Origin of the sequence: Shewanella sp. KCT, from assembly GCF_007636505.1 — a bacterium.
Taxonomy (GTDB): domain Bacteria; phylum Pseudomonadota; class Gammaproteobacteria; order Enterobacterales; family Shewanellaceae; genus Shewanella; species Shewanella halotolerans.
Window position 1 is genome coordinate 205,473 of the sequence record NZ_LVDJ01000007.1, and the last position, 21,964, is coordinate 227,436.

Below are 21,964 nucleotides of genomic sequence, written 5' to 3' on the forward strand. Positions count from 1 at the left end.
CTAAAATCGGCTGCTGGCTATCGAATCGACTCTATGGGGCGCCTTCCTCTGGCGCCTCCAGTTCCTAAAACTCGTTCCACTCCTCGTTGCTGATATTCAGGGGGCCATGGCTATCGCCGGCCACCAGGGAGAGCGGCGCCGAGGTCATGCCCGAATGCACCGGCGTCTGGGACTGGAAGAAACCGAGCTGCGCCTTCATGTTGCGTGCCTGTTCGGCCATGGCATCGCCAGCGGCCGATACCTGTTCGACCAGGGCGGCATTTTGCTGGGTCATCTCATCCATCTGAGAGATCGCCTTGTTAACCTCCTGAATGCCCGCCGACTGTTGATCCGAGGCGATGCTGATCTGGCTGATCATATCGGCGACCTTAGTCACCGCCTGTACTATATCTTCCAGCGTCTCACCCGACTGGTTCACCAGCTGGGTACCGTCGGTCACCTTGGTCACGCTGTCACGGATCAGCTCCTTGATCTCCTTGGCGGCGCCGGCGCTGCGCTGCGCCAGGTTACGCACCTCGCCTGCCACCACGGCAAAGCCGCGTCCCTGTTCGCCCGCTCGGGCCGCCTCGACGGCGGCATTGAGGGCAAGCAGATTGGTCTGGAAGGCAATCTCATCGATCACCCCTATGATGTCGGCGATACGCTTGCTCGATTCGTTGATTGCCTCCATGGCAGTCACGGCCTGCTCCACCACCTTGCCACCGTGGGCGGCCTTAGTGTTGGCCTCCTGGGCCAGCTGATTGGCGACCGTGGCGTTTTGTGCGCTCTGGGTGACGGTTGCCGTCATCTCTTCCATGCTCGAAGCTGTCTCTTCGAGGGAGGCGGCCTGCTCCTCGGTGCGCTGACTCAGGTCGGCGTTACCTTGGGCGATCTCTTCGGCACCAGAGGTCACGGTATTGGCGGACTGGTTGATGCCATCGAGCACCTCGGTCAGCTTGGCTGCGGTGGCATTGGCATCGGCCTGTAGCTTACCGAACTGGCCTTGATACTCGCCCTGGATCTGACGATTGAGATCCCCCTTGGCCAGGCCGTCGAACATGTTCACCACATCGCCTATCACCTGGTCGGCGATGCCGACCAGACGGTTGAGGCCGTTGGAGAGGTTGAGGAAGAAGCCCTCTTTATCCTGGGTGCCGACCCTCAGGGAGAGGTCCCCCTTGCTGGCGGCGCCTATGATGGAGTCTATCTCATGTTCTATCGCTACCTCGGCGGTTCTGTCGGCCCACTCCACAACCGTGCCTATGCTTTCACCGTTAGGATCGCGGATAGGGTTGGCGACCACCTGGAAGGTGCGTCCGCCAACCTTGAGCTGGCTGGTGTAGGTGGTGGTCAGCGTCTTGAGCAGGTTGCGTTGATGGCTGGGATTCTTGTGGAAATTGTCTATGTTGACGCCCATGAGGTTGCTGGCGTCGAAGTTAGGCAGATCCTTGGCAATATCATTTTGTGCCTGCTTGAACATCTGGCTGACGGCCTTGTTCATGTAGATGATGTTCAGATCGGCGTCGGCCACCATGGTATTGGAGGAGACATTGTCCAGCGCCTGCTTGATGCGGGCATTCTCGGCGGCCAGTTGACGTTCCTTCGCCTCCTTGGCCAGCTTCTCGGTGACATCCTGCCACTCGACCACAGTACCGGTGCGTACGCCATTCTCAAATACCGGAGTGGCGATCAGGGTGAAGTCGAGCCCCGCGACTTGAATGCTGGTGTCGTAGCTGCCGGTGAGCCTGTCGAGCATCTTACGTTGATGGGCCGGGTTCTGGTGGAAGATATCGATATTGCTGCCGAGCAGGCTATTGGTATTGAATTTAGTCAGCGTCTGTTGCAGCGTCTGCTCATTGTCCTTAAGCATCTGGGTGACAGAGTCGTTGAGGTAGATGATGTTATAGTCGGCATCCGCCACCATGACGTTGGCGCGGCAGACATCCAGCGCCTGCTTGATGCGGCTGTTCTCCTGGGCCAGCTTGTTCTCTGCGTCCGCCTTGGCCAGGGCTTCGGTCTTATCCTGCCATTCGACCACAGTCGCAATGCGCTGATGTTCGTCGTCAAACACCGGAGAGGCGATCAAGGAAAAGATGCGGCTACCTACCTTAATCTGCGCCGAGTGTGGGCGCTGTAGCTTGGCAATGATGTTTTGTTGATGGCTGGGTTGCTGATGGAAGGCATCCATGTTGGTGCCGATAAGCGTGTCGACGCTGAAGCTGGCGATCGCCTGCTGTATGTCAGACTCGGCCTTTTCCAGGGTCTGGCGCAGCGACTGGTTGAGGAAGTTAATATTGCCTTGGGGGTCGGCCAGCATCACATTGGCCTGGCACATCTCCAGGGCCCTGAGCTGTGCCTGATTGCCCTGGTTGGCATGCCATTGCTGGGTCAGGCTCTGGCTGATCTCAGGCCAATGGGGATAGTCGAAGGCGGAAAAGCTCGGCGGATTCTTGCCTTCGAGTGCCTGGCGGATCTCCTCGAAGGCTTGCCGCAGCCTGTGTTGCATCTGCCCCTGTTGTTGAATACCCAGGGCGATGACGGCGATGGCAACCACCTGAGCTATGCCGACCCAGAGCGAGGGCTGCTGGGTAAAGGCCAATAGGGCTGCGACGCCAGCGATCAGCAGTCCAATGATCGGCAGATTGTTTGCGTTGCCAGTCTTGCTGTTCATTGCATCCATTCTCTGTTCCTCTCTTGCCGGGTTAGGCGCTGACAGCCTGTGTTGAAGCAGCGTCGATATTATTGATGATGTTTGACAGTTGGGTGGCCTCGGGCAGCACCTCACTGCTAAGTAGGGTGTCTATGTCCAGCAGAATCACCATCTTGTCCGCCAGATTGGCGAGTCCCTTGATGAAGGTGAGATCTGTCTCCTCGCCGAAGTCGGGGGCGTCGCGCAGATCCCTGTGATGGACACTGAAGACATCAGAGACGGCATCGACCACTATGCCGATCACCTTGTGTTCGTCGCCGACACAGACCTTGATGACGATCACCACTGTCGTGGGGCCGTAGTCCAGGCTGGCGATACCGAATCGTTGCCGCAGATCTATGATGGGGACTATGGTGCCACGCAGATTGATGACCCCTTTGACATGGCTGGGGGAGTTGGGAATGACTGTCGTTGGCTCCCAGCCGCGGATCTCCTGCACCGAGAGTATGTCGACGCCATACTCCTCATCGGCCATGATGAAAGTAAGATACTGATCGCTGGCATCGTCTTTGGCGGTGAGTGTGATGCCTGCTTCGTCTGCCTGTGTCATGGATGAATCTCCCTTCTCATTTGGTTTTCTAGGCGGCGTGCTCTTGGGTGTTGTTGATGCCCGCGAGGCTGACTAACCCGGCAATGTCTATGATCAAGGCGACGGTGCCGTCGCCGAGTATGGTGGCTCCCGAGATACCGGCCACCTTGCTGTAGTTATCTTCCAGACTCTTGATCACCACCTGCTGCTGGGACAGTAGCTCGTCGACCAGGAGCCCCACCTTGTCGTTGTTGGCATCGACCACCATCACCAGGCCATCTTTAATCTGTTTGGCATCTGCTTCGTGATGGAATGCCTCATAGACCTTGAGCACAGGCAGGTATTCATCCCGCAGACGGATCACCTCATGTTCTTCACTCAGGCGATTGATATGGGCGGCGGGCACCTCGAGCGACTCGTGAATCGCCACCAGGGGCACCACATAGGTGTGCGTGCCAATGCGTACCAACTGACCATCGAGTATCGCCAGGGTGAGTGGCAGGCGTATGGTAAAGCGACTGCCCTTGTCCTGGGTGGATTTCAGCTCTATGGTGCCGTTGAGTTCGTGGATATTTCTTAGCACTACATCCATGCCGACGCCGCGGCCGGAGAGGTCCGAGACCGTCTCAGCGGTAGAGAAGCCGGGTTTGAAGATCAGCTGGTGAATGGCTTCTTCACTCAGCTCCTCGTCGCTGCCGACCAGTCCCTTGGCGCGTGCCTTATCGAGAATCTTCTGGGTGTTGAGCCCGGCGCCGTCATCGATGATCTCTATGATGATGTTACCGCCCTGATGGAAGGCATTGAGGGTGAGGGTGCCGGTTTCGGGTTTGCCCTTCTGACGGCGCACCTCTGGGGTCTCCAGGCCGTGGTCGAGGGAGTTTCTCACCAGGTGCACCATAGGATCGACTATCTTCTCCATCACAGTCTTATCCAGCTCGGTATCCTCACCCTTGAGGACCAGCTCTACCTGTTTGCCCAGTTGCTGGCCTATGTCCCGTACCAGACGGGGGAAGCGGTTGAAGGCGAAGCTGATGGGCAGCATGCGGATCTGCATGACACTCTCCTGCAGATCCCGTGTGTGGCTGGCCAGCTGCTCCAGCCCCTGTTTCATGGTGATGAAGGACTCGGGCGTCATCTCTTCCTGCTGACCGATCTGGCCCAGCATGGCCTGAGTGATCACCAGCTCACCCACCATGTTGATCAGCAGATCTATCTTCTCTATGCTGACGCGGATGGAGCCGGCGTCCTGGGTTTTGTTGCTGACCACGCTGGGCCTGGTCTGGCTTGCGGGTTTTTCGGCTTGGGCACTAGCCGGGGGAGTTGTTTGAGTACTGACCTGAATGTTGTCCTCTTCCGTCGCCTCTATCTCTTTCTCTGTCGCTATCTCGTTGGCCTCGCTCGTCTTGGGCTGAGCCTGATAGTCAATGTCGCATTCATCCTCGACCCATTCGAAGGCTTCCTTGATACGCGAAAGGGGTTGGTCTGTGGTGAGGGTGAGCGACCAGGCGAGGTAGCAGGCCTCGGGGTCATACTGAGTGAAGTCGGGGACCTCTTGAGGCAGCAGCTCGACACTGAGTTCGCCACACTGACCCAGCTCGTTGAACATCAGCAGGGGGTCGTTACCGTACCTGAGGATGTCCGTGCCCGCCTTGAAGCTGATCTGCCAGGTCGTCAGTTCTGGTGTCTCGGGTTCGCGCGAAGCCGCATCTTCTTGTGACTCGGCCTGGGATAGCTCGGCGGCGAACTTCTGCTCCAGATCGGCGAGCATGGGATCGTCGAAGGTTTGCTGATGCATCACGGCGTCGAGCATGTTGCGCAGCAGGTCGACCGACAGCAGGAGTATGTCCTGATGATGGCTGGTCATCTCGCGGCGGCCGTCGCGGATCTCGTCCAGCAGCGTCTCTAGCAGGTGGGTGTAGTTGGCGACCTGGTTAAAACCGAAGGTGCCGCTTCCCCCTTTGATGGAGTGGGCGGCGCGAAAGATGGTGTTGATCGCCTCGGGATCCGGCGCGGCGATATCGAGCTTAAGCAGCTCGGACTCCATGCTTTCCAAGCCCTCTAGGCTTTCTTCAAAGAAGACTTGGCTGAATTGACTCAGATCGATTTCCATATCCCACCATCCAGACTCTGATTAACGTAACACCTTGTTGACCGTGGCAAGCAGCTGGTCGGGGTTAAAGGGTTTGACTATCCAGCCGGTGGCACCGGCCGAGCGTCCCTCCTGCTTCTTGTCGCTGCCCGATTCTGTGGTGAGCATCAGCAGAGGGGTGAACTTGTAGTTGGGCAGGCTGCGTAGATTACGGATTAGTGTGATGCCGTCCATCACTGGCATATTGACGTCTGAGATCACCAGGTCATAGTTTTGGCTCTTCGCCTGGGTCAACGCTTCGTCACCGTTGCAGGCTTCGGTCACATCGAATCCCGCCGTTTTGAGGGTAAAGCCCACCATCTGACGCATGGAGGCTGAATCATCTACTGCGAGTATCTTCTTCATTCCTGAATTCTCTCCTGAGCAAGCGCAAAGATCTGTGTCGCGTCGAGCCCCAACTCGGCCAAGGTATGTTCGACCTCCTCTGCGGGCGGTGTCCACTCGATGGCATGGTGGTGCGTCTGGCAATAGTGATGCAAAAAGTAGAGCAGCTGCGCACCTGAGGTATCGACCCGGGTCAACTGGCTGGCGTCGATACACAAGGCGTCGGACGCTGTGAGTTGTTCGGCAATATCGTGATGGACCTGCTGGATGTTACGAATCGTCAGCTCGGACGCTAAGCGAATCGGACTCTGGGTCATCGGGGGGCTCCTCTACAATCCCTGTCAATAAGACTCCACTAGGATCAAAAGATAGACGGTAAATAAGAGGCTTGCCTGAAAAATAACAGTTTTTTAACTAAATAGGCTCCCGAGTGAGGAGCCAGTGATGTGTGATGAAAGCAAATTTGACCAGTGATTCTTGCTATTCACCATAGTGAGTCGCCAGGGCGATCACATCGTGAATGAGGTTCTTGTTGCGGATCTGCGGCAGCTGTCGCGGATCCAGGCTGGTGGGCTTAACCGTGGCCACCCGGGTGCCGTCGGGAGAGATGAGCATCATGGAGGCGCTGTGATCCACCTGATAGTTTTCGCCTTCGCCTACCATGGTATAGACGAAGCCCAGCTCACGGGTCAGCGGCAGTAACTGGCTATGGGGGGCCGTGACCGCAACGAAGTTAGGATTGAAGAAGTTGATGTAATCCTTGAGTTTGGCCTGGGTATCCCGGGCCGGATCGACCGACAGAAACACCACCTGTAGATCTACTACGCCTTCCAGCTGTTGATAGGCCGCCGCCAGCTTGCCCAGTGTGGTGGGGCAGACATCCGGGCAGGAGGTGTAACCGACGAAGAACAGGCTCCACTTGTCTTTTAGCCTGGCGTTGGTGAAGGCCTTGCCGTTCTGATCTGTCAGCTCGAAGGGGGACAGAGGTCGCTGCTGGGGATAACGATAGCTGGTGAGCAGCTCAGGCGGCGTCGCTTGACCCGTGAAGTTAACCGCCGCGATCGCCCCCAGGCCGCTGAAGATGAGTAAAGTTAGGACTATCCATAGCGGTTTCATTGCGTTAGCTCCAGAGATAGTGGTCGACCAGTAGCAGCAAGAAGAGCAGCATCAGATGGTAGATGGAGAAGCGAAACACCTGCATTGCCAGGCCCGGCTTGTCTCGATACTTGAGCTGCCAGGCCTTATAGATGAAGCCACAACTCAACAGGGTCGACCCCATCAGATAGAGGGGGCCGCACATGCCGACCAGCACTGGGTAGAGGCAGGCTAGTGCCAGTAATACCGTATAGAGCATGATGCAGGTCTTAGTAAACTCGACGCCGTGGGTGACGGGTAGCATGGGCACATCGACCTTGGCATATTCGGCGCGCCTGTGGATCGCCAGCGCCCAGAAGTGGGGCGGGGTCCAGGCGAAGATGATGATCACCAGCAGCAAGGCATTGCCGTGAAACTCGCCGGTGATCGCCGTCCAACCCAGCAGGGGGGGCATGGCGCCGGCCAGACCGCCGACGACGATATTCTGCGGTGTCGCGCGCTTGAGATAGGCGGTATAGATCACCGCGTAGCCGATGAGGCTGGCGAAGGTGAGCCAGGCGGTGAGCGGGTTGACGGCCCAGTAGAGCAGCGCAAAGCCGAGAATCGCCATGGCGGTGGCAAAGGTGAGCGCCTTGGTGATAGAGACCCGGCCTTTGGGGAGCGGACGGTTATAGGTGCGGGCCATCAGGCCGTCGATGCGGCGGTCGATCAGATGGTTATAGGCCGCAGCGGCCCCCGCCATCATGCCTATGCCCACCAGGCCGGCGATCAGTGGCTGAACCGGTACCGAGCCTGGTACCGCCAGACACATGCCGACCAACACGGTCAGCAGCATCAGGGCAACCACCCTAGGCTTAGTCATCTCGAGGTAGGCGCGCCAGGGTAGCGGGGTGGCGACAGGCTTAGTGATTGTCATAGGTTTGGCCATGGCGATGCCTCCTTATGCCTTACGCCACAGGGCGTAGTTGATGAAGACCAAGGTGAGTAACAGGAGTGCGGCGCCCGCGTTATGGGACACGGCGATCCCTAGGGGAAGGTGCAGTACTACGTTGCTGATCCCTAGGGCTATCTGTAGGCACAATAACCCCAGGAGGACCCAGGCGCTGCGTCTCAGCAGCTGAGAGTGTGAGAATTTGATCATGCGATACACCAGCCAGAGCAGGGCGGTCGCCGTGATGATGGCGCCGAACCTGTGCGCCACATGAATTGTCATGCGGGAGGAGTAATCCAGTATGCCGAACTCGTAGCTACCTTCCGTCTTGTGCAGGGGATAGAAGGCGTGCAGCGGGTCTAGGTTGCTTACCCAGTCTCCTTCGCAGATGGGCAGTGTGGTGCAGGCCAGCGCCGCATAGTTAGAGGAGGTCCAGCCGCCTAGGATGATCTGCAGCACGAGTAGGCAAAGGCAGAAGAGGGCGTAGGGTGCCAGTTTTCGCAGCCTTGGCTCGCCGCCGGGTAGGCGTAGCGGCTTGGTCCTGAGGTAGAGGAGCCACAACAAGGAGATCAGGGTAAAGCCGCCTATCAGGTGGGACATCACCACCACGGGCATAAGTTTCATGGTGACGGTCCACATCCCCAGCGCCGCCTGGAACAGGATTAGCAGGGCGATAAAGCTCGGCAGCTTCTTGGGAGCATCGGGCCGCCTGAAGCTGATAAAGAGGATGAAGGCGACCAGCAGGCCCAGTGTGCCGGCAATGTATCTGTGGATCATCTCCAGCCAGGCCTTCTCGGGTTCTACCGTGTGTTCGGGAAAGCTGTCCTGTGCCTTGGCCAGCTCATGGCTCTGGGTGGGCACCTTGATCATGCCATAGCAGCCGGGCCAGTCGGGGCAGCCAAGGCCGGCGTCCGACAGTCGGGTGTATGCACCCATCAGGATAACGCATAGGGTAAAGACCAGGGTGAGTTTGAGTAGGGAAGTCATCTGCATTAGCCGACCCTCGACAGTTTAAGCATCTTTCTTAAGTCGGCGATCATCGCCTTGCCCAGCATCAGCTGGGCCTGCTCATCTTCAACCTGGGCATAGCGCATCACCAGGGAGCCCAGCGGATCCACTATGATGATCTCTTCCCGGGTTAACATCTGGCTAAGTGCCTCGGTGGCCTGGGCTGTGGTGAAGCTGAACTCACTCTCCTGCAGCGCCGCAAGATCGCTGTCTGCCTGTAGCAGTATGATGGGGTTGACCCTGTGTTGGTCCCGTCCCAGGGCGATCTGGCTCTGATGCAGTATATAGAGTCGGTTCATGCAGGCCTGATCGCATTGGCTCGGGAGCAGGTAGATCATCTGCCAGTGCTTGGGCATGGGGTTGGCCATCGCCAGTCGGGCGTAGTTGGTATCGGGCGGCAGGAGTTCGCCCTTGTTGGTGACGCCACCATGGTAGAGATTCAGACTCAGCACCAGCTTTGCCACCGCAACGGGTAAGACAAATACCAGTAGCAAGATCAGTAGGGGTTTTGCGCCTCGGCTCTTTGGGGATCTCATCTTAATCCTCTGTTGATTATTTTATGGGTTAGCGCGTGCCAGACACCGAAAAATATCAACTCCCCGAGACGGCTAGGAAGTGACCATTTACCTGGGTGAGCGCCCCGTTAATTTGGGGTGCCTATTGTTTAACCTACAGGGTCAGCTGGTTTTGCGCAACAAGTTACGACACTCATTTGTTTTTACTGGATTCTTTATTTTTCCTCTTAAATATCAGAAGGTAAGTCATAAGCATCAGGAAGACTGCCGCCATGGAAAACCACTGCAGGGCATATCCCTGGTGTTTCTGGGCACTCATGGGGATCGGCTGCCAGGGATGGGGTAGCGCGCTGCCCGGAATCGTCTCGGGCTGGAGTATGGCGGGGGCGAGCGGCAGCTTAAGTGTTTGCGATAACTCAGGTAGGTTAAGGTTCTGGATCCTCATGGGGGAGCCCATTTCGGCCAGTAGATGTTGGCTCAAGGGGTTGCTGGCCCGCTGATAGACGCGGCCGCTCAGTGTTTCCTCTCGCCTTAGCTTGGTTAGTTGGGGCAGTTTCTGTCTGTCCAGGCCGCTGTCGATAAAGCCAAGCTCGACCAGCAGCAAGGGAGCATCGGCCTCGATCTCGGTCTCGACACGCATCACCTGGTAGGCCAGATAACCAACGCGGCCCTCATACACCTGGTTATCTAGCAGTATGATGGGAGCATCCACAGGTGTCGCCTTGACCTCCAGACGATAGCCAGTGAGGGAGCCGCGCTCGGCTAAGACGAGCAGACTCTGATAATCCAGCGGCGCGGCGGTCTGCTTGAGGGTGAGCGCCTGTTGCAGCGCCTGCTTCTCGGCGGCCCTGTCTAACTGCCACAGTCCCAGCTTGACCAGAATGGTGAATACCAGCAAAGTAACTAAAACGAGAAAAATCGTGCCACCGCGAACCGTGGGAGCCTTCATGAGCGAAATACTGCTATTTAAGATCGTCTTAGTACTGCTATTGGTCTTCATTATCTTTAATCTTGGCCGGGCCTTATTTGTCTTGGTGAAGGGAGAAGGCAAGGCGCCCATGAGTCAGTATCTGGGGCGACGTGTGCTCTTCTCTGTGCTGGTGGTGATCCTGTTGTTGGTTGCTCTGGGACTGGGGGTCATCACCCCCAATCCCAGACCCTATTAGTCTCTCGATTCGTCGCTAAAGCACATAGACGAATACGAACAGGCAGAGCCAGACCACATCCACAAAGTGCCAATACCAACTGCCCGCCTGGAAGGCGAAATGCTTATCCGGCGTGAAATGCCCCCTCAGTACCCGCAAGAAGAGCACGAACAGAAAGATAGTCCCCAGGGTCACGTGCATGCCGTGAAATCCTGTGAGCAGGAAGAAGGTATTACCATAAACGCCAGAGGAGAGAGTCAGCCCCATCTCCTGATAGGCGTGGGCATACTCTTTTGCTTGGAGGAAGAGGAAGGCAAGACCTAAGAGTATGGTGATGCCTAACCAGAGGGTGAGCGCGGTGCGTTTGCTCTTCTCCAGGCTCACATGGGCGAAATGCAGAGTTACCGATGAGGTCAGCAGTATGATGGTGTTGTACAGGGGCAGACCCGTCCAGCCCATGGCCTCTGTCTTGGTGCCATCGGGTGTGGTGACCAGGGGCCAGACCGCCTGGAAATTGGGCCAGAGCACTTCGTGGGTCATGGCATTGTTCGAGGCGCCACCGAGCCAGGGCACAGCTATGGTGCGGGCATAGAGCAGGGCACCGAAGAAGGCGGCAAAGAACATCACCTCGGAAAAGATAAACCAGCTCATTCCTTGGCGGAAGGAGCGATCCATCTGTTTAGAGTAGAGGCCAGACATGGACTCGCCGATCACTGTCCTGAACCAGCCAAAGACCATGTAGAGGATGACGGCGATCCCCGCCGTAAGGATATAACCGCCGCTAGTCTGCTCCGTCTGTAACTGCTGTACATAACTGCCGGCGCCATAGGCGATGAGGAAGAGGCCGAAGGCACCTATGATGGGCCAGGCACTCTGGGCGGGGACATAGTAGTGTTCATGTTTGCTTGTCATTTCGCAGCTCCTTGCTCAACATCATCTACGTACCCCTTGTCGGTGATGTTGTATAGCGTATAAGAGAGAGTCAGTGTCGAGATCTGCTCGGGCAGCTCGGTATCGACATAGAAGATCAAAGGTAATTGCGCATCGGCATTGGCATCGAGTTTTTGCTGGTTAAAGCAGAAGCACTCTGTCTTGTGGAAATAGGCCGCGCCCTGTCCCGGAGAGACAGAGGGGATAGCCTGCCCGACAATCTGCTGCGCCGAGAGATTTTTGGCGTGAAACTGAGTACGAATCACCTCACCCGGATGCACCTGAATGCGTTTCATCTCAGGGGCGAAGACCCAGGGCATATCTTTCTGGGTCTGTGCCATAAATTCGACCGTTACGGTGCGGCTGGTGTCTATGGTCACCGCCTTATATTCGGCGGCGGTCGACTGCGTCTTACCATTGATGCCTAATTTTTCACATAGCACATCGTATAGAGGCACCAAGGCGAATCCGAAGCCGAACATGCCCACGCAACCTAACAGCAGCAGGCCGATCAGCTTACGGTTGGAGTACGCCTTAGTGTCCGTCATGCTATTTCACCTCGGGTGGTGTCGAGAATGAGTGGTAGGGGGCCGGACTCGGCAATGTCCACTCCAGTCCCTCGGCGCCATCCCAAGGCTTGCTGGGTGCCGGCTCGCCGCCGCGTATGCACTTGATCACCACCACCAGGAAGATCAGCTGAGACAGGCCGAAGGCGAAGCCGCCGATAGAGACTATCTGGTTGACGTCGGCAAACTGAATCGAGTAGTCCGGAATACGTCGCGGCATGCCCGCCAGCCCCAGAAAATGCATGGGGAAGAAAAGCACGTTCACCGAGATCACCGAGCACCAGAAATGCAGCTTGCCGAGCTTCTCGCTGTACATATGCCCGGTCCACTTAGGTAGCCAATAGTAGGCCGCCGCCATGATGGAGAAGATAGCCCCCGAGACCAGCACGTAGTGGAAGTGAGCCACGACGAAGTAGGTGTCGTGGTACTGGAAATCCACCGGTGTGATGGCCAGCATCAGCCCAGAGAAGCCACCTATGGTGAAGAGTATGATAAAGGCTAGCGCAAACAGCATGGGCGTCTCGAAGGTGAGCGAGCCGCGCCAGAGGGTGGCCACCCAGTTAAATACCTTCACTCCGGTCGGCACGGCGATCAACATGGTGCAGTACATGAAGAAGAGCTCGGCGAACACAGGCATACCTGTGGTAAACATGTGGTGCGCCCAGACCAGGAACGACAGGATCGCAATGCTGGCGGTGGCGTACACCATGGAGGAGTATCCAAACAGCTTCTTGCGGCTGAAGGCCGGTACTATGGCGGAGATGATGCCGAAGGATGGCAAGATCATGATGTAGACCTCGGGATGGCCGAAGAACCAGAAGATATGCTGGAACATCACAGGGTCACCACCGCCGGCGGCATCGAAGAAGCTGGTGCCGAAGAACTTGTCGGTTAGTACCATGGTCACTGTACCGGCGAGTACCGGCATCACGGCGATCAACAAGAAGGCGGTGATCAGCCAGGTCCAGACGAACAGTGGCAACTTCATCCAGCTCATGCCGGGAGCGCGCATGTTGACTATGGTCACGATCACGTTGATGGCGCCCATGATGGAGCTGATACCCATGATGTGTACCGAGAAGACAAACAGCGCCGTGCTATCCGGGCTATAGGCCGTCGACAGCGGGGCGTAGAAGGTCCAGCCAAAATTAGGCCCGCCGCCCTCCATAAACAGCGAGCTGAGCAGGATCGCAAAGGCGAAGGGCAAGATCCAGAAACTCCAGTTGTTCATCCGCGGCAGGGCCATATCCGGCGCGCCTATCATCATAGGGATTAGCCAGTTGGCGAGGCCAGTAAAAGCCGGCATCACGGCGCCAAACACCATGATGAGGCCGTGAACCGTGGTCATTTGGTTGAAGAAGTTGGGCTCCACCAGTTGCAGACCCGGCTGGAACAGCTCGGCGCGGATCACCATGGCCATGGCGCCGCCGGTTAAGAACATGATGAAACTGAACCAGAGATACAGGGTGCCTATGTCTTTATGGTTGGTGGTAAACAGCCAACGCTTTATGCCCGTCGGGTGCTCCTCGTGGTGGGTCGAATGTTCGCCAATATGAGTGGCATCCATATCTGCTTCACGCGTTATTGCATTCATAATGCCTCCCTATTGACCCTGTTGATTGACGTCTGTTGCCTGAACCATGTCGCCTGTGTTGTTACCCCAGGCGTTGCGCTCATAGGTGATCACCGAGGCGAGCTCCTGTGGCGTTAACTGACTGGAGAAGGCCTGCATGGCGGTGCCAGGCTTACCGTGAAGCACTATGTCTAGGTGATTCTCAACTGGCCCTGTGGCGATGGCGCTGCCTTTGAGAGCCGGGAAGGCGCCGGGTAATCCCATGCCTGTGGCCTGATGACAAGCGGCGCAGTGACCGATGCAAACCTGCTCTCCCTTGGCCATCAGTTCATCCATGGTCAGATCGTCTAACACAGGTGGTTGAGATTCCTCGGCGGCTGAGCTTGCTGCCGCACTGGATTCGGCCGTTGGGGTAGGCATAGATTGAACCGCTTCGGCAGCTGCATCTGCTCCTGTATTAGCGCCGCTCGATGCGCCTGAGTTTGCCTGGTTGACATCGGCTGCCTGCACCGTATCGCCCGTGTCGTTACCCCAGGCATTACGCTCGAAGGTGACCACGGCGGCTATTTCTGTAGCGGTCAGCTGCTGGGCGAAGGCCTGCATCGCTGTGCCGGAGCGGCCATGTAGCACCACATCTAGGTGATCGGCGACAGGGCCCTTGATGATTGGGCTGCCTATGAGTGACGGGAAGACGCCAGGTAAGCCGGCACCATTTGGCTGGTGGCAGGCGGCGCAGCGGGCCATATAGACCTGTTCGCCCTGGGTCATCAGCTCTTCTTTCGACAGGGTTTTCGACAAGGCTGCTTGCGCCTCGGCGGCGGCCGCGCTGGCTTGTGCCTCCTGCTCGACAATCCAGTTGTCGAAATCGGCTTCAGAAAGTACCTGCACCACGATTGGCATGAAGCCGTGATCCTTACCGCAAAGTTCGGCGCACTGGCCACGGTAGATGCCTGGCTTGTCGATGCGGGTCCAGGCCTCGTTGATGAAGCCTGGGTTAGCGTCTTTCTTCACCGCGAAGGCCGGTACCCACCAGGAGTGGATCACATCCTCCGAGGTCATCAGGAAGCGGATCTTACGATTGACCGGCAGCACCAGTGGCTTGTCGACCTCCAGCAAATAGTGTTCGCCTTTGGTCTCCTTACCTTCTATCTGTTCTCTGGGGGTCGCCAGCAGGCTGTAGTAGCTGATGTCTTGGTCAAAATAGCTGTAGTGCCATTTCCATTGGGAACCTGTGATCTTGATGGTGAGATCGGCATTGCTGGGATCTTCCATGGCGATGAGGGTCTTGGTGGCCGGGATGGCCATGAGGATCAAGATGACAAAAGGAACGAGCGTCCAGGCGATCTCTACCTTAGTGCTCTCATGAAAGTTTGCCGCGACGGCACCCTTGGAGCGCCTATGGTTGATGATGGCGTAGATCATCACCCCAAAGACGACTAGGCCTATGGCACAGCAGATATAGAGAATCGTCATATGAAGGCTAAACACCTTATTGCTGATCTCTGTGACCCCTGATGTCATATTCAGGGGCATATCTGCTGCGAGTATGGTGGGCGTAAATAGCAACGCCAGCAAACAACACAACACTTGCTTCACTAGACTTCTCCTCTGTCAATTGCGAAGGCAACTACAAAGAAGAGCCACACAGTATGTCTCGGCTCTATGCAAACTCTTCAGTTCCCAAAAAAGCAACGATGACTTCAAAGTGCGTCGGTGGTGAATCTCTTGTTCTGCTGGTGGTGACCACGCTTGCACTTACGGCTGAATATATCAGACCAATTTCAGCTTCTGTGGGCGAGGTATTACAGGTTCATTTTCGCCGCTCAAGCCGACAACCAAATTGTGCGATATAACAAATAATCGTTGATATCTCTTACTAACTTAATGGCTGTTTAAATATTGATCAAGATCACTTTTATTTTATTTTTCTAAACAAAACAGACACAAAAACGCCCCTGGCGGGGCGTCTGTATGGAAAGGTAAAGCGCGGAATATCAATGCAGCGAACTGAACAGACTCAAGGTCTGGCCGCCGAGATCCTCTTGGGGAAAAGGGTTGGCAGGTAAGTGACCATTCGCATCTTCGATTACCACCCCCAGGGCGCGGGTATTCTTGGCAACTATCTGTAGGCGACGACTGTCACGGGCATCCAGGGTTTGTGCCCAGCAGATCACCGCACTGGATGTACCACTTGTGAGGGCTTTTTCCATCGCCCACAGGGTTTCGACCTCATCCTTGGTGTGTACCAAGAGGATGCGATCCATACGCACACCGCCGTCGGCCAGCATCTGCTTGTAGCCTATATTAGGTGGGCTGATTAACACCACCCATTGTCCCTGCTGACTGAGTCGAGCCAGTTCCGGGGTGAGGGCCTGCAGCTCCTGCTTGCCCTGGGTCGAACTTGCCGTAGTCGAGATAGTGTTGCCATCGCCGCGCTTTAGTGAGCTGTCGAGATCGACCCACAGTCCTGGATGGCGTGGCGCCATACCCATTAGGTTGTTCATTGCCAGTCTCCATTTCGAATAACGCCGACGGCCAGGCCTTCGATGCTCAGGCTCTGGGTGGTGAGGTCCACCACGATAGGGGAATACTCTTCATTTTCGGCATGCAGATAGACGGTACTGCCACGTTTCTCGAAGCGTTTAACCGTTACATCATCTTCCACGCGGGCCACGACTATCTGGCCGTTTCTTGCCTGTTCGACCTTATGTACCGCCAGTAGGTCGCCCTCGAGAATACCTATATCTTTCATACTGTCACCCCTGACGCGCAGCAGAAAGTCGGCGCTGGGGCGGAACATGCTAGGGTCAACCTGATAGTGTTGTTCCACATGCTCTTGGGCCAGGATAGGCTCACCGGCGGCCACCTGACCTATGAGGGGCAGGCCGAGATCTTCAGGCTCTTCCTCTTGGGTCAGCTTGATGCCACGTGAGGTGCCGGGCATGATCTCGATGCAGCCTTTCTTGGCCAGGGCCTTGAGGTGTTCCTCGGCGGCGTTGGCGCTCTTAAAGCCTAATCGACGCGCAATCTCGGCACGGGTAGGCGGCATGCCCGTGTCGGCTATATTGCGTTTTATCAGATCTAAAATCTCGGCTTGTCTTGGGGTTAAGGGTCTCATGATTAATCCTGTCTTTCCATACAGTACCTGTCAGTATATACAGTATTTTATACAGTGCAAGTATTAACCAGATTTTCTCCCAATCCCATCAAGCGATTAGCGCCTAAAGTGTGATTGATTAGCCGAGATGCGTCTGTTCAAGTGAGAGCAGTAGATGATGGTAATCGTCGATGGCCGGGAAGTCGGCAAACTGCTTGTGAGGCTTCTGGCTGTCGGGATTCTTGATCCCCAGCTGGTAGCCAACGCCGGCCTGCTTGGCCGCCTGCAGTATGGGCTCGCTGTCGTCGATAAACAGGCAACGGCTGGGATCCAGGGAAAACTGACTAAACAGGTGACGCCAAAATTGTGGGTGTTCCTTGGGATAGCCGGTTGCGTGACTCGAGAGCATCTCATCGAGCCCGTTAGCCAGATCTGTATGCTCGAGTTTCAGCGCCAGGCTGTGGGGATGGGCATTGGTGACCAAGATGCGCCGCTTGCTGTGTCTGGCCAGTGCGGTGAGAAAGGGCATGCTGTCCTGACGCAGCTGGATCCGGTCGACCAGAGTGTGGTGCAAAGCCAGAATGTCCAGACCCAGCTCCTGTTGCCAATATTCCAGGCAATACCACTCCAGGGTGCCGAAGACCTTGGCGTAGGCTGTCTCCACTAGTTGTTGGGCGTCGGCCTTAGGGATCTGCCTTTGTTCACACAAGGCCTGAGGCACCAGACTGAGCCAGAAATGGTTGTCGAAATGCAGATCCAACAGGGTGCCGTCCATATCCAGCAGCACGGTATCTATCTTATTCCAGGGAAACATAAATCGAGTAAAAAAATTCCTTGGTTTGAGTTGTGGATTAGGCCCATCATAGTAAGATTGAGTGGTTAAGCAAACGCCATTTTTATCAGGAAGTTTCATGCCGGACAAAAAGCCGCAGATCCTACATGCCGAAGTTGTTGCCCAGAGCCGTCTGTTTCAGATAGAGCAGGTGCATTTAAAATTTTCGAACCAGGTTGAGCGTCAGTATGAGCGCATGAAGGGCAACGCCCGCGGCGCCGTGATGGTTGTGCCTGTGCATGGCGAGGAGTTACTGCTGGGGCGCGAATATGCGGCGGGCACCCACAGCTATGAGCTGGGCTTTCCCAAGGGCCTGGTGGATCCCGGCGAGACTCATGCCGAGGCGGCCAACCGTGAACTGCAGGAAGAGATAGGTTTTGGCGCCCGTAAGCTGACCCATCTGATGGAGTTGAGCCTGGCGCCTGGCTACTTTGCCAGCAAGATGCAGATCTTCGTCGCCGAAGATCTGTATGAGAGTCGATTGCAGGGTGACGAGCCTGAACCCATAGAGGTGGTACGCTGGCCATTGAGCCAGTGGTCTGAGCTGTTATTAGAAGATGATTTTTCCGAATCTCGAAGCGTTAGCGCCTTGTTTTTGGCACAGAAACATCTAAAACTAAAGTAGTTAATTCAAATTTTCATATTAGGCATTGCCAGATGTAGGCTGTTGGAGTTGTGATGAAGCCAGAAGAGTATGTTGAGCAGGCGATTTCGATTGCCATCGAGGCGGGTGAGGCCATCAAAGGTATCTACCTCGAGGGCAGTTTTGACAAAGAGGTGAAATCCGACAATACCCCGGTAACCTCAGCCGATATCGCGGCCCATAAGATCATCTCTTCCCAGCTAAGCAGCCTTACCCCTGAGATCCCCGTCCTCTCAGAAGAAGCGGCCGACATTCCCTTCTCCCTGCGCGCCGACTGGCAGCGTTACTGGTTGGTTGACCCTCTCGATGGTACCGGTGAGTTTATCGCCGGTAGCGGCGACTTCTCGGTGATCATCGCCCTGGTCGAGCACAACCGCCCCATCATGGGGATCGTCTATGTGCCCATGACGGGTGTGGTCTACTATGCCGTGGCAGGTCTGGGTGCCTACAAGCGCAGCAGCAAGGGCGAGGTGCGTATCGCCAGCAAGCAGCTGACCAAAGACGATGAGCCCTGCCTGCGTCTGGCGGTGAGCCGCCGTCAGGATCCTCAATCTGTGTTGAAGCTCTTCAATCATCCTAAGCATTGTGAACTCGTGGTGCTTGGCGGTGCGGCTCTAAAGAGCTGCCTGGTGGCAGAGGGCCGCGCCGACTGTTATGTGCGCATCGGCCCAACCGGCGAGTGGGACACAGGTGCGGCGCAGATCATCATCGAAGAGGCCGGTGGTCAGGTGATGGACCTCGAGCTGCAGCCGCTGAGCTACAACGAGCGCGAATCACTGGAGAACCCCAATTTTATCGTTGTGGGCTCGACTCACCTGCCATGGGATGAGCTGTTAACCGGTGAATAACCCAAGCATTATCAGTGTCGAGGCGGCTTGTAAGACTCAGCTGCCAGGGATCTATCGCCTCGAGCAGGGGCTCTTTGGCGACCATGCCTACCCGGATTTTTTCTTTCGTCAGAGCTTCGATTGCTGGCCGAGCGGGCTGCTTGTCGCCTGCGACGACACTGATCGCCTACTCGGCTACATCTTGCTGGCAAGGAGTGAACAGGCCGACTGCGCCTGGATCCTCTCTGTGGCCGTCGACGATGCCGCTCAGGGTCGGGGCATAGGCAGTCGCCTGATCACCGATGCCCTAAGTGCGCTGCCAGATAGCGTGACCCAGGTAAAACTCACGGTAGCGCCGGAGAATCCCGCCAGACACCTCTATGCCAAGCTGGGCTTTGTCGAGCAGGGGCTGGAAGCCGATTATTTCGGCCCGGGCGAAGACAGGATCCTCATGATACTCCATCGATAAAATCCTACTTATTACCTACCCGGTGAAAAATAATCTTATTGTGAACATTGTTTTTTATTTTGCTTGCTGGTAACTTGAGCACAAATTAACAGCGCGATGGAGCCGAGATGGCAAGACGCAAAGAACATACTCATGATGAGATCCGGGCGATGGCGACCACCGCGGTGCTTCGCCACCTGGAGGTCGAGCCGCTCGATAGTCTTAGCCTTCGTAAGGTGGCGGCGGCCATAGGTTATGTGCCCAGCACCCTGGTGAATCTCTTCGGTAGCTATCAGGGCTTATTGCTGGCGGTTGCCGAACTAACCCTGGACGAGCTGTATCGGCGCCTGGCCGCTAGCGCTCAAGCTGACCCGATTCAAAGCCAAGCGTCTGAGTCGAGTCAGCTTGAGGCGATGGCCGCGGCCTATCAGCAATTTGCCTTCGCGCAGCCAAGGGCGTTTCAGCTGATCTTCGAGCTTAAGGCAACCGATGAGCAGGGGCTGAGCGAGCACCATGCCCAGCTAATCGCGCAGCTGTTTGGCCTGATTGAGGCTTGCCTGGCGCGTCTGCTGCCCGAGCTTTCAACTGAGCAACTGCTACTGGCGAGCCGCGCCCTGTGGGGCGGCGTCCATGGCCTGGTGAGTCTGTCGCTGGACGATAAGCTCTTTGCCCCCGGGATCAGTATTGAGCAGGCCATTAGTCATCATCTCGCGGTACAACTTAAAGGATTGGGTTATCACAAGGAGGCGTTATGTTGTTAACCAAGCGGTTTTTTCCCTATTTTGCGACCCAGTGTCTGGGCGCGCTCAACGATAATATCTACAAGAATGTGCTGCTCCTGATGGTGACCTACAGCCAGATAGAGAGCCTGCCCATCAGCGTCAATCTGTTTGTTAACCTCGCCGCCGGCGTGTTTATTTTGCCTTTCTTCCTGTTTTCTGCCCACGCGGGTGTGGTGGCCGATAACATGGACAAGGCCAAGTTGATCAGGCGCTTAAAGCAGCTCGAGCTGGTGATCATGTCCTGCGCCGCCATGGCGATCTTGACCCAGAGTTACATGATGATGTTGTTGCTGCTCTTCTTAACCGGTAGCCAGTCGGCCTATTTCGGGCCGGTAAAATACTCGCTTTTGCCTCAGGCATTGGCGGAAGATGAGCTGGTGACGGGCAATGCCTGGGTGGAGATGGGCACCTTCCTCTCTATCCTCATAGGTACCCTCAGTGCCGGTCTCTTGGTGGCCAGCGACAAGGGGGCGATCATTACGGCGGCGACCGTATTCGTGTTGGCGCTGGCGGGTTATCTGAGCAGCCGCGCGATTCCTGCCATGCCGCCGCAGGGAAATGTCACTAAGATACGTTTCGCACCTCTGTCTGGCACCTGGCGAAGCATCGCCAAGGTGAGGAAGACGCCGAGTATCTGGATGGCCATCTTGGCGATCAGCTGGTTCTGGTTCCTCGGGGCGACCTATCTGACCCAGTTCCCCAACTTTGCTAAGTTGCATCTGCACGCCGATGCAACCGTGGTTTCACTCCTGTTGGCGCTCTTCTCTATAGGTATTGCGGCGGGCTCCTTCCTGTGTGAGCGCTTCTCCTTCGGGCATGTGGAGCTGGGGCTGCTGCCCTTCGGCGTGGCTGGGCTAACTCTGTTTGGTGTGGATCTGCTGTGGTCGTTGCCCGAGTTGCCCGCACAAGTCGAGACCATCTATAGCTTCAGCAGTTTCATCGCCGAGTCACAGCACTATCGGGTGATGTTTGCCCTGTTTATGGTGGGGGTGAGCGGCGGTCTGTTTATCGTGCCCCTGTACGCCTTTATTCAGTCGCGCGCCGACAGGGGCGAGTGTGCTCAGGCGATCGCCGCGAACAATATCATGAATGCCCTGTTCATGGTGGTCTCGGCGGTCATGTCTATCATGCTGCTAGAGGTGTTTGGCTGGCAGATCACAGAGCTCTTCCTGTTGTTGGCGTTGCTCAATGCCGTCGTCGCCCTTTATGTCTATAGCCAGGTGCCCGAGTTTACCCAGAGATTTGTCAGTTACCTGCTGAGCCATATCCTGTATCGCGTGACGGTTACCGGCCGTGACAAGTTGCCCAGCGAAGGCGCCGGCATCATAGTGTGCAACCATGTGAGCTATGTGGATGCCTTGATCATCATGGGCGCCTCGACCCGCCCTATCCGTTTCGTGATGGATAAATCTATCAGCGAGATGCCGCTGCTCAAGTATCTGTTTCGTCATGCGGGGGTGATCCCCATCTGTTCGCCGCGTCAGAGTGAGGCCACCTATAATCAGGCGTTCGAGTCTATCCATCAGGCGCTGGCCGATGGCGAGCTGGTTTGTATCTTTCCCGAGGGGCGTCTGACGCCTAATGGTGAGCTGGGCGAGTTCCGTCCCGGTATCGACAAGATCCTCGCCCGCGATCCTGTGCCTGTGATCCCTATGGCCCTCAACGGCCTCTGGGGTTCCTATTTCAGCCACAAGGATGGCCATGCCCTAAGTACCAGGCCAAAGCGCTTCTGGTCTAAGATCTCCGTGGATCTGGATGATGTGGTGTCGGGCACAGAGGCTAACCGCCATCTGCTGCGTGAGCGGGTCGAGGCCATGTTGCCCGCATCCTAGCCGCTTGCGGCCCTAGATTAGATAGCGAAAAGCCAGGCTGATGCCTGGC

General features: G+C 56.4%; 23 protein-coding genes. 6 read left to right on the forward strand and 17 right to left on the reverse strand.

Features of this window, described 5'->3' with window-relative positions; all coding sequences use genetic code 11:
- Nucleotides 1-64: 64 nt before the first annotated feature.
- The 10 genes from AYI87_RS12250 to AYI87_RS12295 all read right to left on the reverse strand — a co-directional run bounded on the left by AYI87_RS12250 (nt 65) and on the right by AYI87_RS12295 (nt 10,189).
- A complete protein-coding gene (locus tag AYI87_RS12250) occupies nt 65-2,659 on the reverse strand; it encodes a methyl-accepting chemotaxis protein (protein ID WP_144202428.1) in 2,595 nt (864 codons plus the stop codon).
- A 22-nt stretch (nt 2,660-2,681) separates the two neighbouring features.
- Entirely contained in the window at nt 2,682-3,239 is a 558-nt protein-coding gene (locus tag AYI87_RS12255) for a chemotaxis protein CheW (protein ID WP_144202430.1), read from the reverse strand.
- Nucleotides 3,240-3,267: 28 nt separating this feature from the next.
- Nucleotides 3,268-5,328, reverse strand: a complete 2,061-nt coding sequence (locus tag AYI87_RS12260; RefSeq protein ID WP_144202432.1) for a chemotaxis protein CheA — start codon at nt 5,326-5,328, stop codon at nt 3,268-3,270.
- A 21-nt stretch (nt 5,329-5,349) separates the two neighbouring features.
- Nucleotides 5,350-5,712, reverse strand: coding sequence for a response regulator (locus tag AYI87_RS12265; RefSeq protein ID WP_144202434.1), 363 nt, complete (start codon nt 5,710-5,712; stop codon nt 5,350-5,352).
- Entirely contained in the window at nt 5,709-6,008 is a 300-nt protein-coding gene (locus AYI87_RS12270) for an STAS domain-containing protein (protein ID WP_144202436.1), read from the reverse strand. The genes AYI87_RS12265 and AYI87_RS12270 overlap by 4 nt, the downstream gene beginning before the upstream one ends.
- Before the next feature lie 163 nt (nt 6,009-6,171).
- The gene (locus AYI87_RS12275) at nt 6,172-6,807 is read right to left on the reverse strand and encodes an SCO family protein (RefSeq protein ID WP_144202438.1); all 636 of its coding nucleotides are present in this window, start codon (nt 6,805-6,807) and stop codon (nt 6,172-6,174) included.
- Between the two features lie 4 nt (nt 6,808-6,811).
- Entirely contained in the window at nt 6,812-7,714 is a 903-nt protein-coding gene (gene cyoE, locus AYI87_RS12280; protein ID WP_144202440.1) for a heme o synthase, read from the reverse strand.
- Between the two features lie 12 nt (nt 7,715-7,726).
- Nucleotides 7,727-8,710, reverse strand: a complete 984-nt coding sequence (locus AYI87_RS12285) for a COX15/CtaA family protein (protein WP_144202442.1) — start codon at nt 8,708-8,710, stop codon at nt 7,727-7,729.
- Nucleotides 8,710-9,261, reverse strand: a complete 552-nt coding sequence (locus AYI87_RS12290; RefSeq protein ID WP_011863928.1) for a hypothetical protein — start codon at nt 9,259-9,261, stop codon at nt 8,710-8,712. The genes AYI87_RS12285 and AYI87_RS12290 overlap by 1 nt, the downstream gene beginning before the upstream one ends.
- A 172-nt stretch (nt 9,262-9,433) precedes the next feature.
- Nucleotides 9,434-10,189: an SURF1 family protein gene (locus AYI87_RS12295; protein ID WP_144202444.1), complete on the reverse strand. Its 756-nt coding sequence runs from the start codon at nt 10,187-10,189 to the stop codon at nt 9,434-9,436.
- On the opposite strand from AYI87_RS12295, the gene AYI87_RS12300 reads away from it, so the two are divergent.
- On the forward strand, nt 10,188-10,406 hold the full coding sequence (locus AYI87_RS12300) for a DUF2909 domain-containing protein (RefSeq protein WP_144202446.1): 219 nt from the start codon (nt 10,188-10,190) through the stop codon (nt 10,404-10,406). The two genes, AYI87_RS12295 and AYI87_RS12300, sit on opposite strands and share 2 nt — an antisense overlap.
- Nucleotides 10,407-10,421: 15 nt before the next feature.
- Here AYI87_RS12300 and AYI87_RS12305 read toward each other — a convergent pair whose 3' ends face one another.
- The 7 genes from AYI87_RS12305 to yrfG all read right to left on the reverse strand — a co-directional run bounded on the left by AYI87_RS12305 (nt 10,422) and on the right by yrfG (nt 17,365).
- Nucleotides 10,422-11,297 (reverse strand): cytochrome c oxidase subunit 3, encoded by an 876-nt coding sequence (locus AYI87_RS12305; protein ID WP_011863931.1) that lies wholly within the window; start codon nt 11,295-11,297, stop codon nt 10,422-10,424.
- Nucleotides 11,294-11,863: a cytochrome c oxidase assembly protein gene (locus AYI87_RS12310; RefSeq protein WP_144202448.1), complete on the reverse strand. Its 570-nt coding sequence runs from the start codon at nt 11,861-11,863 to the stop codon at nt 11,294-11,296. The genes AYI87_RS12305 and AYI87_RS12310 overlap by 4 nt, the downstream gene beginning before the upstream one ends.
- Before the next feature lies 1 nt (nt 11,864).
- Nucleotides 11,865-13,475, reverse strand: a complete 1,611-nt coding sequence (ctaD, locus tag AYI87_RS12315) for a cytochrome c oxidase subunit I (RefSeq protein ID WP_011863933.1) — start codon at nt 13,473-13,475, stop codon at nt 11,865-11,867.
- 9 nt (nt 13,476-13,484) lie between these two features.
- Complete coding sequence (coxB, locus tag AYI87_RS12320) at nt 13,485-15,050, reverse strand: cytochrome c oxidase subunit II (RefSeq protein ID WP_144202450.1); 1,566 nt, start codon at nt 15,048-15,050, stop codon at nt 13,485-13,487.
- Nucleotides 15,051-15,448: 398 nt separating this feature from the next.
- Nucleotides 15,449-15,958, reverse strand: coding sequence for a cell division inhibitor SulA (locus AYI87_RS12325; protein ID WP_144202452.1), 510 nt, complete (start codon nt 15,956-15,958; stop codon nt 15,449-15,451).
- A complete protein-coding gene (gene lexA / locus AYI87_RS12330) occupies nt 15,955-16,572 on the reverse strand; it encodes a transcriptional repressor LexA (protein ID WP_011863936.1) in 618 nt (205 codons plus the stop codon). The genes AYI87_RS12325 and lexA overlap by 4 nt, the downstream gene beginning before the upstream one ends.
- A gap of 118 nt (nt 16,573-16,690) precedes the next feature.
- Nucleotides 16,691-17,365: a GMP/IMP nucleotidase gene (gene yrfG / locus AYI87_RS12335; protein WP_144202454.1), complete on the reverse strand. Its 675-nt coding sequence runs from the start codon at nt 17,363-17,365 to the stop codon at nt 16,691-16,693.
- 97 nt (nt 17,366-17,462) lie between these two features.
- On the opposite strand from yrfG, the gene nudE reads away from it, so the two are divergent.
- The 5 genes from nudE (at nt 17,463) to AYI87_RS12360 (ending at nt 21,915) form a co-directional block, all read left to right on the forward strand.
- Nucleotides 17,463-18,008, forward strand: coding sequence for an ADP compounds hydrolase NudE (gene nudE / locus AYI87_RS12340; protein WP_011863938.1), 546 nt, complete (start codon nt 17,463-17,465; stop codon nt 18,006-18,008).
- A gap of 53 nt (nt 18,009-18,061) precedes the next feature.
- Nucleotides 18,062-18,874 carry a 3'(2'),5'-bisphosphate nucleotidase CysQ gene (gene cysQ / locus AYI87_RS12345; protein WP_144202456.1) on the forward strand — a complete coding sequence of 271 codons (813 nt, stop codon included), beginning with the start codon at nt 18,062-18,064 and terminating at the stop codon, nt 18,872-18,874.
- Nucleotides 18,867-19,322 carry a GNAT family N-acetyltransferase gene (locus AYI87_RS12350; RefSeq protein WP_144202457.1) on the forward strand — a complete coding sequence of 152 codons (456 nt, stop codon included), beginning with the start codon at nt 18,867-18,869 and terminating at the stop codon, nt 19,320-19,322. The genes cysQ and AYI87_RS12350 overlap by 8 nt, the downstream gene beginning before the upstream one ends.
- Before the next feature lie 107 nt (nt 19,323-19,429).
- A complete protein-coding gene (locus tag AYI87_RS12355; protein ID WP_144202459.1) occupies nt 19,430-20,062 on the forward strand; it encodes a TetR/AcrR family transcriptional regulator in 633 nt (210 codons plus the stop codon).
- Complete coding sequence (locus AYI87_RS12360; protein WP_144202461.1) at nt 20,053-21,915, forward strand: MFS transporter; 1,863 nt, start codon at nt 20,053-20,055, stop codon at nt 21,913-21,915. Before AYI87_RS12355 ends, AYI87_RS12360 begins: the two co-directional genes overlap by 10 nt.
- Nucleotides 21,916-21,964: the final 49 nt, after the last annotated feature.

Coding starts and splice junctions, on each gene's coding strand:
- AYI87_RS12250 (WP_144202428.1), bottom strand. CDS start 2,659: ATGGATGCAATGAACAGCAAGACTGGCAACGCAAACAATCTGCCGATC.
- AYI87_RS12255 (WP_144202430.1), bottom strand. CDS start 3,239: ATGACACAGGCAGACGAAGCAGGCATCACACTCACCGCCAAAGACGAT.
- AYI87_RS12260 (WP_144202432.1), bottom strand. CDS start 5,328: ATGGAAATCGATCTGAGTCAATTCAGCCAAGTCTTCTTTGAAGAAAGC.
- AYI87_RS12265 (WP_144202434.1), bottom strand. CDS start 5,712: ATGAAGAAGATACTCGCAGTAGATGATTCAGCCTCCATGCGTCAGATG.
- AYI87_RS12270 (WP_144202436.1), bottom strand. CDS start 6,008: ATGACCCAGAGTCCGATTCGCTTAGCGTCCGAGCTGACGATTCGTAAC.
- AYI87_RS12275 (WP_144202438.1), bottom strand. CDS start 6,807: ATGAAACCGCTATGGATAGTCCTAACTTTACTCATCTTCAGCGGCCTG.
- cyoE (WP_144202440.1), bottom strand. CDS start 7,714: ATGGCCAAACCTATGACAATCACTAAGCCTGTCGCCACCCCGCTACCC.
- AYI87_RS12285 (WP_144202442.1), bottom strand. CDS start 8,710: ATGCAGATGACTTCCCTACTCAAACTCACCCTGGTCTTTACCCTATGC.
- AYI87_RS12290 (WP_011863928.1), bottom strand. CDS start 9,261: ATGAGATCCCCAAAGAGCCGAGGCGCAAAACCCCTACTGATCTTGCTA.
- AYI87_RS12300 (WP_144202446.1), top strand. CDS start 10,188: ATGAGCGAAATACTGCTATTTAAGATCGTCTTAGTACTGCTATTGGTC.
- AYI87_RS12295 (WP_144202444.1), bottom strand. CDS start 10,189: ATGAAGGCTCCCACGGTTCGCGGTGGCACGATTTTTCTCGTTTTAGTT.
- AYI87_RS12305 (WP_011863931.1), bottom strand. CDS start 11,297: ATGACAAGCAAACATGAACACTACTATGTCCCCGCCCAGAGTGCCTGG.
- AYI87_RS12310 (WP_144202448.1), bottom strand. CDS start 11,863: ATGACGGACACTAAGGCGTACTCCAACCGTAAGCTGATCGGCCTGCTG.
- ctaD (WP_011863933.1), bottom strand. CDS start 13,475: ATGAATGCAATAACGCGTGAAGCAGATATGGATGCCACTCATATTGGC.
- AYI87_RS12325 (WP_144202452.1), bottom strand. CDS start 15,958: ATGAACAACCTAATGGGTATGGCGCCACGCCATCCAGGACTGTGGGTC.
- lexA (WP_011863936.1), bottom strand. CDS start 16,572: ATGAGACCCTTAACCCCAAGACAAGCCGAGATTTTAGATCTGATAAAA.
- yrfG (WP_144202454.1), bottom strand. CDS start 17,365: ATGTTTCCCTGGAATAAGATAGATACCGTGCTGCTGGATATGGACGGC.
- nudE (WP_011863938.1), top strand. CDS start 17,463: ATGCCGGACAAAAAGCCGCAGATCCTACATGCCGAAGTTGTTGCCCAG.
- cysQ (WP_144202456.1), top strand. CDS start 18,062: ATGAAGCCAGAAGAGTATGTTGAGCAGGCGATTTCGATTGCCATCGAG.
- AYI87_RS12355 (WP_144202459.1), top strand. CDS start 19,430: ATGGCAAGACGCAAAGAACATACTCATGATGAGATCCGGGCGATGGCG.
- AYI87_RS12360 (WP_144202461.1), top strand. CDS start 20,053: ATGTTGTTAACCAAGCGGTTTTTTCCCTATTTTGCGACCCAGTGTCTG.